This window comes from Ewingella sp. AOP8-B2-18, from assembly GCF_052376015.1.
In the GTDB taxonomy this organism is placed as follows: domain Bacteria; phylum Pseudomonadota; class Gammaproteobacteria; order Enterobacterales; family Enterobacteriaceae; genus Ewingella; species Ewingella allii.
The window spans coordinates 1-13,872 of sequence record NZ_JBQSVB010000001.1 but is presented as its reverse complement, the minus strand read 5'-3'; the positions used below and the strand labels follow the sequence as shown (position 1 = coordinate 13,872).

Here is a 13,872-nt window from a genome sequence, read left to right as displayed (position 1 = left end):
GGCATTTAGCCATCTAAGCGTCTTGATTGCCATATGAAAACAGCGTGTTATCATCGGGGAAACTTAAGACCCTAATGCAGGCACGCCATGAGTAAAGCAGCGCTGATCCCACAAAGTAAACTTCCGGCCTTGGGCACGACCATTTTTACCCAGATGAGTGCCCTCGCCCAGCAGCACAATGCCATTAATCTGTCACAAGGTTTTCCCGATTTTGACGGCCCGGACTACCTCAAACAGCGCCTTGCGCATCACGTCAGTCAGGGTGCCAACCAGTACGCGCCGATGACCGGTACCGCCGCGCTGCGCGAAGCTATTGCCGAGAAAACGGCGCAGATTTATGGCTACGCGCCGGATGCCGCCAGCGACATCACCATCACCGCCGGGGCCACGGAAGCCTTATATATCGCCATCACCGCACTGATCCGCGAAGGTGACGAAGTGATTGCCTTCGACCCAAGCTATGACAGCTATGCACCAGCCGTTGAACTGGCGGGCGGGGTGATGAAGCGCATTCAGCTCCAGCCGCCGGAATTTAGCATCGACTGGGCGGCCTTTGCCGACCAAATTAGCAGTCGCACTAAGCTGGTTATTATCAATACGCCGCATAACCCTTCGGCAACGACGCTAAGTCATCAGGATATCGAGCAGCTTTGGCAGCACATCGCTGAGCACGACATCTTCGTGCTCAGCGATGAAGTCTACGAGCACATCTGCTTCGCGCCCGAAGGCCATGCCAGCGTGCTGCGCCACCCTGAGTTGCGCCAGCGCGCGATTGCCGTCTCCTCCTTCGGCAAAACCTTCCACATGACCGGCTGGCGCGTCGGCTACTGCATTGCCCCCGCGATCATCACTGCCGAATTGCGTAAAGTGCATCAATACTTGACCTTCTCCATCACCACCCCGGTGCAGCTGGCGCTGGCCGACATGCTGCGCCAAGAGCCGCAACACTGGCAGGCGCTGCCCGAGTTTTATCAGGCCAAGCGCGATCGTTTAGCCAAGGGCCTGGCGAACAGTCGCCTGAAAGTGCTGCCGAGCCAAGGCACCTATTTCCTGCTGGTCGATTACAGCGATGTCTCTGATTTAGATGACGTTGCATTCTGCCACTGGCTGACCGAACATGTTGGTGTCGCGGCGATCCCGATGTCGGTGTTCTGCGCCGCACCTTTCCCACACAAACTGATCCGGCTGTGTTTCGCCAAACAAGAAACCACGCTGGACGCTGCTGCGGAGCGACTGTGTCAACTTTAAAACTCTCATTACTGCAACAACCCTTGGTCTGGCTGGACGGCGAAGCCAACCTCGCCCACTTCGACGCCCTGCTGGCGCCTTTAACCGACCGCGACCTGATTGTGCTGCCCGAGATGTTCACCACCGGTTTCGCGATGCAGGCTCCCGACCGTGCACTGCCGGAAGTTCGCGTGGTGGAGTGGCTGCAAAAGTGGGCGAAAACCCTGAATGCCATGATTGGCGGCAGCGTCGCGCTGAACACCGATAAAGGCGCGGTAAACCGTTTCCTGCTGGTTGAGCCGCAGGGCAGAGTTCACTTCTATGACAAGCGCCACCTGTTCCGCATGGCCGGTGAGCACAACTATTATGTGGCGGGGAAAAAGCGTGAAGTCGTCGAGTGGCGCGGCTGGCGAATTCTGCCGCAGGTGTGCTACGACCTGAGATTCCCGGTCTGGTCGCGCAATCAGCAAGATTATGATTTGGCGCTGTATGTGGCTAACTGGCCAGCGCCGCGCAGCCGCCATTGGTCGGCATTGTTGACCGCCCGCGCTATTGAAAATCAGGCTTACGTCGCCGGTTGTAACCGCGTGGGGGATGACGATTACGGCCATCACTACAGCGGCGACAGCGTGATCATCAACCCGCAGGGGGAAGATTTGACCCGCGCCGAGCCGGGCGCAGCCATTGTGCTGAGTGCTGAACTGTCGCTGGAGGCGCTGCAAGACTACCGCGAAGCCTTCCCGGCGTGGCGCGACGCCGATACCTTCTTACGTCACGAGTAAACATCTATTCCGGCCAGAGATGGCCGGGATCTCTTACTGCCGAACTGGTTCGCATTTTCACCACGATTGGTCGCGCGTCATCCCCTTCCTGCTGTTTAGGGTTCTCTAACGTGGATCGCTTCTTGCATCCCTTTAATCCGCGAAAACATCTGACAGAGGCTTACTGATGACTATCACCTTTATTGCACACTCCACGCCCGAACCTGCGTTGTACGGCGCGATGGCCGCGATACTTGCTGAACTGCGCGCGTTACCGCTGTGTCACCTGCCCGTCACTCACGATGCCAAACGCTTCACTAATGCGCGCCAACACGTCACCGCACAGGGGCAGCAAGTGACCAGCGGGCTGGTGTGGCTGGAGCGCCTGACCGGACGCAGTCCCGGCGCAGAGATGGACTTCGATAGCCTGATAACCCGCGCCCTGCGTGAAGATATCGTTATTCCGTCCATTCAACCGCTGGACCGCGAGCTGGCGCTAAGAGCCGCCGAAAACGGCATCGAGGTTGAATCATTACAAGTGGTTAAACAGCAGGAAAAGTTCCATTTAGAGGATGTCGATACAGGAAAAATGCGCAGCAACGGCTGGGCAAGGGACATCTTCGGTCGCTGGGCTTTTGGCTCAGTATTACAGCCGGTGATGCGTGCGGGGCAGAAATTACGCGTCGCAATAGTGGGCGAAATGAGCGAGCACCGGGAGAGTTATCCGGCGCTGCTCGCTGCACTAGGAGACGCCGCCGATGCACTGGCATTGAACATTGAGGTGGTCGGCGTAGCGCCAACGCTGTCGGGCAGCCAGCTCGATAGCACGCTGTTTGATATTGATGGCGTTTTGTTACCGGGCCTGCTGCCCGCGCAGGGGGAAAACCCGCAAAATGGCCTGCTGGCTATCGCCACTTGGGCTTTGGATAATCGTCTGCCCGCGCTGGGAATTAATCAGGGAATGCATCACATGGTGGCGGCTCTCGGCCAGAAAACGCTCGGCCGCGAACGCGTGGTGATGCACGGGCCAGCCACCCTCAATGCCTTACAAACCTGCCTGCCGGTACCGCAAAACTCGGCGCGCAGCATGGGCAATCAGCAAATTTACAGCCAGCCCGGCAGTCGCATGGCGCAGATCCTCGGCCGTGAATCGACCCAGCGTTACAACCAGCGCTGGAGCCTCAACCCGGAACTGGTGGATGAACTGCAGGGCGCGGGCCTTGACGTCAGCGCCACCGGCGAAAAAGGCCGGGGTATCGCCGCCGTTGAGCTGCGCGATCATCCTTTCTTCGTCGGCATTCAGAGCCATCCTGAGCTGCAATCTCGCCGCGAGCGCGCCAGTTCACTGCTAATGGCCTTCCTGCAAGAGATCCGCAACAACAATCGACAACGCGACATCAGCCACGCCACCCTGAGCAAAAGCGTACGCCTCAAGCAGTCCTATTTCTCGATGGGATAGTGGGATGGAATAGTTGAATAAACCCTCTGGTGTTAGGCAGAGGGTTTGAGGAAGGGATTACTCCGCGAAGCTCAGCAAAGTATCAATGTAAGCCTGAGTCGCCACCGCGACATCCTCGACGGTGACGGATTCATCGGGGTGATGGCTGACGCCGTCTTTGCAGCGTACGAACAGCATGGCGACCGGCCAGCACTCGGCGATGGCGATGGCGTCGTGCCCCGCGCCGCTCGGCAGGAATAGCGACTGGCCTTGCAGATTTGCCACGCTGTGGCCCAAACGCTGCTGTAGCTCGGCGTCACAGGCGGTGGCGTCGATGCTGTAAAACTGCTCGGCGTCGAAGGTCAGCCCGCGCCGTGCGGCGATTTCTTGGGCTTTCGCCAGCAATTCCGCCAGCAAGGCGTTGAGAGGGGCATCCTGCGGGCCGCGCACGTCCAGCGACAGATTCACCTGCCCTGGAATCACATTGACCGCGCCCGGCAAGGCTTCGATATGCCCAACGGTCGCCACCAAATCCCCGCCTTTCGCCGAAGTGATAGCTTCAATGGCTAAGGTCCATTCTGCGGCGGCGGTCAGGGCGTCCTGACGCTGACCCATCGGCACGGTTCCCGCGTGTCCGGCATAGCCGATAAAACGGCAGTTCAGGCGGCGCGCGCCGTTGATCGCCGTCACCACGCCGAGAGGTAAATCCGCCGATTGCAGGCACGGGCCTTGCTCAATATGCAGCTCGAGATAGGCGCAAAAATCCTGCGGCGCACGGCGCGCAGCCAAGATATTCTGCGGGTCTAGCCCAATCTGGCGCATCGCGTTGGCAACGGACACGCCCTGCGCGTCGGTGCGCTCCAGCCAGCCTTCCGGCCAGGTGCCGGTCAGCCCACGGCTGCCGAGCAGCGTAATGCCAAATCTAGTGCCCTCTTCATCAGCAAAGCCCACCACTTCTACCGCCATCGGCAGACGAATGGCGTTTTGATGCAGATAAGCCACGGTTTCAATGGCGGTGAGCACCCCCAGCGGGCCGTCGTAGCGACCGGCATTGCGCACGCTGTCGAGGTGTGAACCCAGCAGCAGCGCGGGTGCGTCAGGGTTCAACCCTTCATAGCGGCCACAAATATTGCCGACGCTGTCGGTCCAGGTGCTCATGCCTACCGCCTGCATCCATTCGGCCACCAATTGGTTAGCCCGCAGATGCTCCGGCGACAGGTAAACGCGGGTCAGCTGACCCGGCGTTTCAGTGATTTCTGCCAGGGCATCGCAGCGCGACATCACGCGCTGCGCGGCCAGCAGCGTAGAAGCTGCAACCATTACTGGCCTCCCGCGTAGCTGTCCCACGCGGCCTGTGAACCCGCGCCGTATTTCGACGCAAAACCGAGACGATTGAGCACGGCTTCCAGCGCCACCAGCGTCTGCATCACGCAGTCTTTACGGGCGTTATAGCCCATGGTGCCGATGCGCCAGATCTTGCCGGCCAGCGGGCCAAACGAGGTGCCGATTTCAATCGAGAAATCGTTGAGCATCATCTGGCGCACCTGCTCGCCCGGAATGCCCTGCGGGATAACCACCCCCAGCACGTTATTCATGCGGTTGTTCAGGTCGCCGAACACTTCCAGACCCATGCCCTGAATCCCGGCCAGCAGCGCATCGCCGTGCAACTTGTGGCGCGCAATGCTGTTATCCAAACCTTCTTCAAGAATGATGCGGGCGCATTCGCGGGCAGCGAACAGCATGCTGGTCGCTTCGGTGTGGTGGTTGAGACGCTCCGGGCCCCAGTAATCCATGATCATGCCGAGATCAAAATAGTTGGAGTAGATCATCTCTTCATCGCCGTCGGCGTGCTCGGCGGTGCGAATCCCCTCCTCGACACACTTGCGGCGGCGGATCTGCTCTTCAAAGCGCGGGCCGATCGTTACCGGCGCGCTACCTGACGGGCCGCCGAGGCATTTTTGCAATCCGGCAGACACGGCGTCTAAGCCCCAGGCATCGGTTTCCAGCGGGTTGCCGCCGAAGGAGGCGGTGGCGTCAGAGTAGAACAGCACGCCGTGGCGGCGGCAGATCTCGCCGAGCTGCTCCAGCGGCTGCAACATGGTGGTTGAAGTGTCGCCCTGTACGGTCAGCAACCAGCGCGGTTTCACTGACTTGATGGCATCTTCAATCTGCTGCGGGTCGAACACTTCGCCCCACGGTGCCTCAATAGTGTGGACTTCGGCGCGGCAGCGACGGGCAATTTCACACAGCAGATGGCCGAAACGGCCAAACACCGGCACTAACACTTTATCGCCGGGGCGAATGCCCGACAGCAGAATGGCTTCAATGCCCGCGCGCGAGGTGCCGTCGATCAGGAAAGTCCACTGATTGTCGGTTTTATACAACGCGCGGTACAGCGCCATCACCTCGTTCATATAGCCGGTCATCACCGGATCGTATTGACCGATTAACTGGCTGCTCATCGCCCGCAGCACGCGCGGATCGGCGTTGATCGGCCCCGGCCCCATCAGCAGGCGAGTTGGCGGATTGATTTGGCCAAATTTCTGAATATCCAACATGGTTAGTCCTTTAAAGTCGTTGAGTAGGGTTGTGTTTTTCTCATCAGACCGCGACCTCGTTTAAGCCGCGCACTGACGCGATAAATTGTTTAAGTTCGGCGGTTTGCGGATTGGCAAACAGCGCCCGGCTTTCGCCCTGTTCCCACACGGTGCCTTGATGCATAAACACCACGCGGTCGCCCACTTCGCGGGCAAAATTCATTTCGTGCGTCACCAGCACCAGCGTCATGCCCTCTTTCGCCAGCTGCTCCAGCACTTTTAGCACTTCGCCCACCAGCTCGGGATCCAGCGCCGAGGTGATTTCGTCACACAGCAGCACTTTCGGGTTCATCGCCAGCGCGCGGGCAATGGCCACGCGCTGCTGCTGGCCGCCAGACAGGTTGGAAGGGTAATAGTCCATCCGGTCCGCCAGCCCCACTTTCGCCAGCATCTGCGCCGCCAGCTCGCGGCACTCGGCGGCTGATTTCCCCAGCACGCGGCGGGGAGCCAGCATGACGTTTTCCAGCGCGGTCATGTGTGGGAACAGGTTGAAGTTTTGGAATACCATGCCCACCGAGCGGCTGATTTCACGCGCTTGGGAATCGCGGTTGGTGATGGTCATGCCGCCCAGCTTGATGCTGCCGTCCTGATATCCTTCCAGCCCGTTAATGCAGCGCAGCAAGGTGCTTTTCCCTGACCCGCTGCGGCCGATAATCGAGATAACTTCACCACCGTCGATGTCCAGATCCACGCCTTTCAATACGTGGTTCTGACCGTAATATTTTTGCACTTGGTTAATCGTGATCAGCGGCATTATTTGTTCTCTCCACGCAGCGATTTTTCAAGATAGTGGCTGTACATCGACAGCGGATAACACATCAGGAAGTAGCCCAGCGCCACTAATCCAAACACTTTGAACGGCTGATAAGTCACGTTGGTCAACATGGTGCCGGCCTTGGTCAGCTCGACAAAACCGATGATTGACGCCAGCGCCGTACCTTTAATCACCTGCACCGAGAACCCCACCGTCGGCGCAATCGCAATCCGTAGCGCCTGCGGGGCAATGACTCGCCACAGGGTCTGGCTGAAACTCAGCCCCAGACAGCGGCAGGCTTCCCATTGGCCCTTCGGCAACGCTTCAATACTGCCACTCCAGATGTCAACCAAGTAGGCGCTGGTATAAAGGGTCAGCGCCAGCGCGGCGGCGGTCCATGGGCTGACATCAATGCCAAACAGCCCCAGTCCGAAGAAGGCCAAAAACAGCTGCATCAGCAGCGGCGTTCCCTGAAACAGCTCTGAGTACAAACGCACCGCGCGGGTCGGCCAGCTGCGCTTGGTCAGGCGAATCAACAACAGCGGCAAAGTCACTAATGTGCCGCCGATAAACGCCGTCAGCGACAGCAAAATGGTCCAGCGCGCCGCCAACAGCAGGTTGCGCACGATGTCCCAATCGGTAAAGGTCATCATCAGCTGTAACTCCCAAAGAAGCGGCGGCCTGCAAACAACAGCAGCTGACGCATCGCCACCGACAACAGCAGGTAGAACAGCGTTGTCACCAAATACACCTCAAAACTCAGGAAGGTGCGCGACTGAATTAAGTTGGCCGCGAAGGTCAATTCCTCATACGACACCTGCGACACCACCGACGAGCCGAGCATCACAATGATGCACTGACTGACCAGCGCCGGATAAATCCGCTTCAGCGACGGCGGTAGCACCACCCGCAAAAAGGTCTGGCTGCGGGTCAACCCCAGCACCCGCCCGGCTTCCCACTGGCCTTTCGGCGTCACCTGAATCCCGGCGCGGATGATCTCCGTGCTGTAAGCACCCAGATTAATCAGCATCGCCAGCAGCGCCGCCTCACCGGCGGTCATTTTCAGGCCAATGCCCGGCAGACCAAACACGATGAAGAACAGCTGCACCACGAACGGCGTATTACGGATGATTTCGACATAAATGCCCCACACCGCGCGCAGCGTTTTGTTACTGCCGCAACGGATGGCGGCCCCGCAGATACCGATTGCGATACCGCCAACCGTCGCCATGACTGTCAGCTGGATTGTGGTCCAAAGGCCGGACAACAGCTCCGGCATATACGGCCACAGCGCAAGAAAATTCAGCTGATAGGTCATGCTATTTCTCCCCTATCCTGCTTAGGAACCCAGATTCGCAGGCAGCGGCGCTTTCATCCATTTTTCGGAAAGCGCGTTGAGGGTCTTGTCAGCCACGGCTTGAGCAATCAGCGCGTTCACTTTGTCTTTCAGCGCCGGCTCGTCTTTACGCAGGCCAACGAAGCACGGCGAATCCTTCAGCAACACTTTAGAAACCGGCGCTTTTTCCGGGTTCTGGCGAGCAATCGCCGCCACCACTAAGTTACCCGTGGCGATAAGTTCCACCTGACCAGACAGGTAAGCCGACAGCGTGGTGTTGTTATCTTCGTAACGCTGAATTTTGGTGTCTTTCGGTGCCACGGCGGTCAGGGCCAGGTCTTCAACCGCGCCGCGTGTCACGCCAACGGTTTTGTTCGCCAGACCATTAAGGTCAGTGACGTTATCGCCCTTCGCGCCAAATACGCCGAGGAAGAACGGCGCGTAGGCATTGCTGAAGTCGATCACTTTTTCACGTTCGGCGTTCTTACCCAGACTTGAGATAACCAAGTCCACTTTGTCCGTTTGCAGGTAAGGCACGCGGTTGGCGCTGCTCACCGGAACCAGTTGCAACTTAAGTTTCATCTTGTCGGCGAGGTAATGCGCCATGTCGATGTCATAACCTTCAGGCTGCAAATCTTTGCCCACTGAACCAAACGGCGGGAAGTCCTGTGGCACCGCAACCCGCAGCACGCCGCGCTTTTGAATATCTTGCAGCTGATCGGCCATCACGCTCGACGCCTGGAAAACCAACATTGCTGCACCAACCCAAGCCAACAACCGTTTGTTCATTTTCATTAGATTATCTCCGGTGATTAAATTTGTGAAACGTTAGATTCTTATAAAATGTGTTTTGCAACTAATGTGCCAAAAACGATGAGTCTGGTGAAATAGCGCCACGGCCGCCCCTCAGGCGGTAAAAAGCCTGCTAGAAAAGGAGAGTTGGCGAAGTCAGTTGCCTCGTTACGGGGCAATGAGGTAAAAGAAGTGGGTGAGTTGTTGCACTGCCGTTGTGCGCAGGCACCAAAAAAGCGCCTGAAATGATGCACAACGGTGAAGCAGAGAAAAAAGAGGCGGGGTTTAGCGCTGTTCTAGCTCGTCGAGGTCGCTATAAAGGTCGCTGATTTGATGGATTCTTTGTCGGCCTGAAGCCAGCATTTCATGCAGCAAAGCATTGCTCAGCAGATTCGCCAAACTCATCGCCGCCGAGTAGGAGTCAAAGGCCGACACGCTGTCGAGGGAAGCCGCCAAATGCCAGCGCGCCATGGGTAACAGGGACTGCGCCTGAGGTTCACAAATCAGCAATACCGGCACATTCAAGGCTTGAAGCTGGCTGAGGATAGCCCTTGCCGCGCGCGGCCTGCGGCGAAACGCCACGAAAATCACCACGTCCTGCTCGGTTAAATCCACCAGCTCTTCCGCCAGCGTTTGCCCCGGCTGCGGCATCATCATCACGCCTTGACGCACCTGCACCAGCTGCTGGCGCAGGTGCAGCGCCACCGGATAACTGTTGCGGAATCCCAGTAAACGCACCTGCCGCGCCTTGCTCAGCGCAGCAATTACCGCGGTGAATTGCTGGTCATCAATCTGATTCATCCACTGGGTCAGATTGGCCATTTCCTGCTTATAGTGGCGCGATAACAGGGTGTTGCCCTGCACGGCATCGCGGCTGTCGGTCAGCGGCATGCCGCTCTGGCGCAGGGTGCGCACTTCGTCGCGCATATCGCGGTAGCTCGGGTAACCAAGACGCTTGAACAAGCGGCTGACCGTGGCTTTCGACACATCGCTCAGCCGCGCCAGCTCGGCGCTGTTGTAGCTCATCAGGTCATCAATGTTGGCGAAGATAAAGTCCGCCACCCGCTGCTCCTGCGGCGTCAGCTCGGGATAGTGCTCGCGCAGCCGCTCATCGATTTGTTTCATTGTTGCTCCTACGCAACTCTCGTTTCAGGGCGAACATATCATGCGCGGCATCTATCCTTGCAACATAAATTATTCACCAAAGTAGTGAATTCCTGCCGATGTGGAACATCTCTTGCTTGTTATTCAGCAGAAAAACAAGCCAAGGACCACCCATGATCAACAGTAATAGTTCGCCGCTCGGTATGGCGGTCACGCCTCATCATCTCGCCAGCCAAAGTGCGCTCGCGGTGCTGCGCGAAGGGGGGAACGCCATTGAAGCCATGGTCGCCGCCGCCGCGACTATCGCGGTGGTTTACCCGCATATGAACGGGCTGGGTGGTGACGGTTTTTGGCTGATTGTGCCGCCGCAGGGCAACCCGATTGCTATCGACGCCAGCGGCGCAGCCGGAACGCACGCCACGCTGGATTTCTACGCCGGTGAGACGCACATCCCCCATCGCGGCCCGAAAGCCGCCCTGACCGTGGCGGGCACCGTCGGCGGTTGGCACGAAGCCCTAAAGGTTTCTGCCGAGCTGGGGGGCGAGCAAAAGCCGCTGTCGCGCCTGCTGGGTGATGCCATTCGCTACGCCGCCGACGGCATTCCGGTGACCGCCTCGCAGGAGGCCGCCACGCGCGCCAAGCATCACGAGCTGCGCGACATCCGCTCCTTCGCCGACGTCTTCCTGCCCTATGGCGAGATCCCGCGCGCCGGTACGCGCTTTACCCAGCCGCAGCTGGCCTCGACGCTTTCCATGCTGTGCGAAGACGGGCTGGACAGCTTCTATCGCGGCGAACTGGCAGACAGCCTTGCCGCCGACATGCAGAAATTGGGCATGCCGCTGACCCGTGACGACTTAGCCGCCTATCGCCCGCAGCGTCGTAATCCGCTGCGCCTCAAACACAGCAAAGGGGAAATCTTCAACCTGACGCCGCCGACGCAGGGTTTGGTGTCGCTGGCGATCCTCGGCCTGACTGACCGCCTGCCGCTGGAAACCATGGATGAAGGCGCGACCATTCATAGCGTGGTGGAAGCCACCAAGCTGGCCTTCGGCCTGCGCGATCGCTACATCACCGACCCAAAAATGATGACTCAGGACGCCCAAAGCCTGCTGGCACCCGACTACCTCGACGCCCTCGCCACGCGCATTAACCCGCACTGCGCCGCCGACTGGGGCAAAGGCAAAGGGCCGGGCGACACGGTATGGATGGGCGTGATGGACAGCAGCGGGCTGTCGGTTTCCTTCATCCAGAGCATTTATCACGAATTTGGTAGCGGCGTGGTGCTGCCGGAGAGCGGCGTGCTGTGGCAGAACCGCGGCGCCTCGTTCAGCCTCGACGCCGACCACCTGCTGGCGCTGGCGCCGGGCAAACAGCCTTTCCACACCCTCAACCCCGCCGCCGCGCGCCTGTATGACGGGCGCACCATGGTTTACGGCGCAATGGGCGGCGACGGCCAGCCGCAGACCCAGGCGGCGGTGTTTATCCGCCACGTGGTGCAAGGCCAGTCATTGCAGCAGGCGATCAGCGGCCCGCGCTGGCTGCTGGGCCGCACCTGGGGCGAAAGCTCGGACTCATTAAAGCTGGAGGGGCGTTTCGAACACGCCACGCTAGCCGGTCTGCGCCAGCGCGGCCACGAAGTAGAACTGCTGGCGGATTACAGCGAGGCGGTCGGGCACGCGGGGGCGATTGTGCGCCACACCAACGGCATGTTTGAAGGCGCGTTTGACCCACGCAGCAACGGCAGCGCTGCCGGATTCTAATTTTTGACAGGGGAAACACTATGAGCAAAACAACATCGCGCCCAGCCGACTGGGCCGCCTACATCAGCCAGATGGAGTCCGTGCTGGCGCTAGAGCTCGACGACGCCCGTCGTCGGGAATTATTGGCACAGTTCAGCCGCATCGCGCAGATGGCGCAGCCGCTGATGGACCTGCCGCTCGACCCGCGTCTGGAGATTGCCGGGGTTTATCGCGCATGAAAACCTATGAAGAGTTGACCATCAGCCAGCTGCACCACGCGCTGCAAAGCGGCGACCTATCGGCCACTGACATCGCCAGCGCCACCTTGGATAATATTGAGAAGAGTGACCCGACGCTCAACGCTTTTACCCACGTCACCGGCGATCGCATGCTGAGCGAAGCGGCGAAAGTCGACAAACTGCGTGCCAGCGGCGGCACTTTACCACCGCTGGCCGCCGTGCCCTATGCGGTGAAAAACCTGCTCGACGTCACCGGGCAGGTAACGCTGGCGGGAGCCAGCCTCAACAGCAATAATCCGGTCGCCAAACAGGATGCGTGGACGGTTTCACGCCTTGCCAGCCAAGGCGCGCTGCTCTCCGGCATGCTGAATATGGATGCCTACGCCTACGGCTTCACCACCGAGAACAGCCACTACGGCGTGACCCGCAACCCTCGAGACACTTCACGCATTGCGGGCGGCTCTTCCGGCGGGTCCGCCGCAGCCGTGGCTGCGGGCTTGGTGCATTTCAGCCTCGGCAGTGACACCAACGGCTCCATCCGCGTGCCCTCTTCTCTCTCCGGTATTCTGGGGTTGAAACCCACTTTCGGCCGCATCTCCCGCAGCGGTAGCCAGCCGTTTGTCGCCAGCCTCGACCATATCGGCCCACTGGCCCGCTGCGCCTCTGACCTGTCTCAAGTGTATGACGCCATGCAAGGCACCGACCCGCAGGATGCTTTTCAGGCCGACAAACCCACCACCGAAACCTTCAGCCGCCTGACCCGCGGGCACCAGGGCCTTCGCACGGCGGTGCTCGGCGGTTATTTCTCAACTTGGTGTGACGACGACGCCAAAGCCGCCGTGAAGCAAGTCGCGAAGGCGCTGGAAGCTCAAGAAGAGGTGGAGATGCCGCAGGCCGAACTGGCGCGCTCGGCGGCATTCCTGATCACCGCTTCCGAAGGCGGCAACCAGTATTTGCCGCTGCTGCGCGCCATTCCAGAACAGTTCGAACCCTTATCCCGCGAACGTTTATTAGCCGGGGCGATGATCCCCGCCGCGTGGTATGTTCAGGCCCAGCGTTTCCGCCATCAGTTCCAGCAGAAAATTCTGCCGCTGTTCGAGCACTGGGACATCTTGATCGCCCCTTCGACGCCGTGCAGCGCCACGCTGATTGGTCAGGAAACGATTCATATTAACGGCACCGACCTGCCAACCCGCGCCAGCATGGGCATGTTGACTCAGCCCATCTCCTTCCTTGGTTTGCCAGTGGTTTCGGTACCAGTGCAAACCGCCAGCGGCCTGCCGATTGGCTTACAGCTGATTGCCCCACCGTGGCGTGAAGACCTCTGTCTGCGCGCCGCGTGGGCGCTTGAGCAACAGGGCGTGGTGAAGGTGTTGACCTCACCGGTAACTGAATAATTTGACCAGAGAAGAAAAAATGAAAACTGACAATATTGACCGCCCGGCGATTTTGGCCGAAATGAACGCCGCGTTTTACCGTTATGAGCAGGCGTTGATCAGCAATGATATTGACGTGCTCGACGAGCTGTTCTGGCACGACCCGCGCACCGTACGCTTCGGCGCAGGCGAGAATCTATACGGCATCGAAGCCATTCGCGCGTTCCGCGCCTCCCGCCCTTCACAGGGTTTGGACCGTGATTTGGTCAATACCATCATCACCACCTTCGGCGACGATATGGCTGTCGCCAGTACCGAGTTCCGCCGCGCAGGCAGCGACAAAATCGGCCGCCAGCAGCAGACATGGGTGAAGATGCCGAGTGGCTGGAAGATCGTGGCGGCACATGTCAGTTTGATGGTTTGACCGAACCATGGGCGGTTCAGCTTTTGGAAAGCTGAGGAAACTTTCTTAACTTCAAATTCAAAACCGTGGGCGCCGGCCCACACCG

Annotated in this window: 14 protein-coding genes; 7 read left to right on the top strand and 7 right to left on the bottom strand. The window is 59.2% G+C overall.

Annotation, left to right across the window (positions count from 1 at the left end):
* The first annotated feature begins 87 nt into the window (after nucleotides 1-87).
* The 3 genes from ACT3RR_RS00070 (at nucleotide 88) to ACT3RR_RS00060 (ending at nucleotide 3,447) form a co-directional block, all read left to right on the top strand.
* Nucleotides 88-1,248, top strand: coding sequence for a pyridoxal phosphate-dependent aminotransferase (locus ACT3RR_RS00070; protein ID WP_485901866.1), 1,161 nt, complete (start codon nucleotides 88-90; stop codon nucleotides 1,246-1,248).
* Entirely contained in the window at nucleotides 1,236-2,009 is a 774-nt protein-coding gene (locus tag ACT3RR_RS00065) for an amidohydrolase (protein ID WP_353501148.1), read from the top strand. The genes ACT3RR_RS00070 and ACT3RR_RS00065 overlap by 13 nt, the downstream gene beginning before the upstream one ends.
* A gap of 166 nt (nucleotides 2,010-2,175) precedes the next feature.
* Entirely contained in the window at nucleotides 2,176-3,447 is a 1,272-nt protein-coding gene (locus tag ACT3RR_RS00060; RefSeq protein ID WP_353501147.1) for a glutamine amidotransferase-related protein, read from the top strand.
* A gap of 57 nt (nucleotides 3,448-3,504) precedes the next feature.
* Here the strand turns inward: ACT3RR_RS00060 and hpxK are convergent, their stop codons facing one another.
* The 7 genes from hpxK to ACT3RR_RS00025 all read right to left on the bottom strand — a co-directional run bounded on the left by hpxK (nucleotide 3,505) and on the right by ACT3RR_RS00025 (nucleotide 10,030).
* Entirely contained in the window at nucleotides 3,505-4,746 is a 1,242-nt protein-coding gene (gene hpxK, locus ACT3RR_RS00055) for an allantoate amidohydrolase (RefSeq protein ID WP_496199487.1), read from the bottom strand.
* Nucleotides 4,746-5,984 carry a pyridoxal-phosphate-dependent aminotransferase family protein gene (locus ACT3RR_RS00050; RefSeq protein WP_496199486.1) on the bottom strand — a complete coding sequence of 413 codons (1,239 nt, stop codon included), beginning with the start codon at nucleotides 5,982-5,984 and terminating at the stop codon, nucleotides 4,746-4,748. Before ACT3RR_RS00050 ends, hpxK begins: the two co-directional genes overlap by 1 nt.
* 43 nt (nucleotides 5,985-6,027) lie before the next feature.
* Nucleotides 6,028-6,777: an amino acid ABC transporter ATP-binding protein gene (locus tag ACT3RR_RS00045; RefSeq protein ID WP_396130068.1), complete on the bottom strand. Its 750-nt coding sequence runs from the start codon at nucleotides 6,775-6,777 to the stop codon at nucleotides 6,028-6,030.
* A complete protein-coding gene (locus tag ACT3RR_RS00040; RefSeq protein ID WP_154146353.1) occupies nucleotides 6,777-7,427 on the bottom strand; it encodes an amino acid ABC transporter permease in 651 nt (216 codons plus the stop codon). The genes ACT3RR_RS00045 and ACT3RR_RS00040 overlap by 1 nt, the downstream gene beginning before the upstream one ends.
* Nucleotides 7,428-7,429: 2 nt before the next feature.
* The gene (locus ACT3RR_RS00035; RefSeq protein ID WP_353501144.1) at nucleotides 7,430-8,095 is read right to left on the bottom strand and encodes an amino acid ABC transporter permease; all 666 of its coding nucleotides are present in this window, start codon (nucleotides 8,093-8,095) and stop codon (nucleotides 7,430-7,432) included.
* Nucleotides 8,096-8,116: 21 nt separating this feature from the next.
* The gene (locus ACT3RR_RS00030) at nucleotides 8,117-8,908 is read right to left on the bottom strand and encodes a transporter substrate-binding domain-containing protein (RefSeq protein WP_353501143.1); all 792 of its coding nucleotides are present in this window, start codon (nucleotides 8,906-8,908) and stop codon (nucleotides 8,117-8,119) included.
* A gap of 282 nt (nucleotides 8,909-9,190) precedes the next feature.
* Nucleotides 9,191-10,030: a MurR/RpiR family transcriptional regulator gene (locus ACT3RR_RS00025; RefSeq protein ID WP_353501142.1), complete on the bottom strand. Its 840-nt coding sequence runs from the start codon at nucleotides 10,028-10,030 to the stop codon at nucleotides 9,191-9,193.
* A 152-nt stretch (nucleotides 10,031-10,182) separates the two neighbouring features.
* On the opposite strand from ACT3RR_RS00025, the gene ACT3RR_RS00020 reads away from it, so the two are divergent.
* Genes ACT3RR_RS00020 through hpxZ form a run of 4 tightly spaced genes read left to right on the top strand, consistent with a single transcriptional unit; the run spans nucleotide 10,183 to nucleotide 13,787 of the window.
* On the top strand, nucleotides 10,183-11,769 hold the full coding sequence (locus ACT3RR_RS00020; RefSeq protein ID WP_353501141.1) for a gamma-glutamyltransferase family protein: 1,587 nt from the start codon (nucleotides 10,183-10,185) through the stop codon (nucleotides 11,767-11,769).
* 20 nt (nucleotides 11,770-11,789) lie between these two features.
* Nucleotides 11,790-11,987: an oxalurate catabolism protein HpxX gene (gene hpxX, locus ACT3RR_RS00015; protein WP_353501140.1), complete on the top strand. Its 198-nt coding sequence runs from the start codon at nucleotides 11,790-11,792 to the stop codon at nucleotides 11,985-11,987.
* Nucleotides 11,984-13,384 carry an AtzE family amidohydrolase gene (locus tag ACT3RR_RS00010; protein ID WP_496199485.1) on the top strand — a complete coding sequence of 467 codons (1,401 nt, stop codon included), beginning with the start codon at nucleotides 11,984-11,986 and terminating at the stop codon, nucleotides 13,382-13,384. Before hpxX ends, ACT3RR_RS00010 begins: the two co-directional genes overlap by 4 nt.
* 19 nt (nucleotides 13,385-13,403) lie before the next feature.
* The gene (gene hpxZ / locus ACT3RR_RS00005; protein ID WP_496199484.1) at nucleotides 13,404-13,787 is read left to right on the top strand and encodes an oxalurate catabolism protein HpxZ; all 384 of its coding nucleotides are present in this window, start codon (nucleotides 13,404-13,406) and stop codon (nucleotides 13,785-13,787) included.
* Nucleotides 13,788-13,872: the final 85 nt, after the last annotated feature.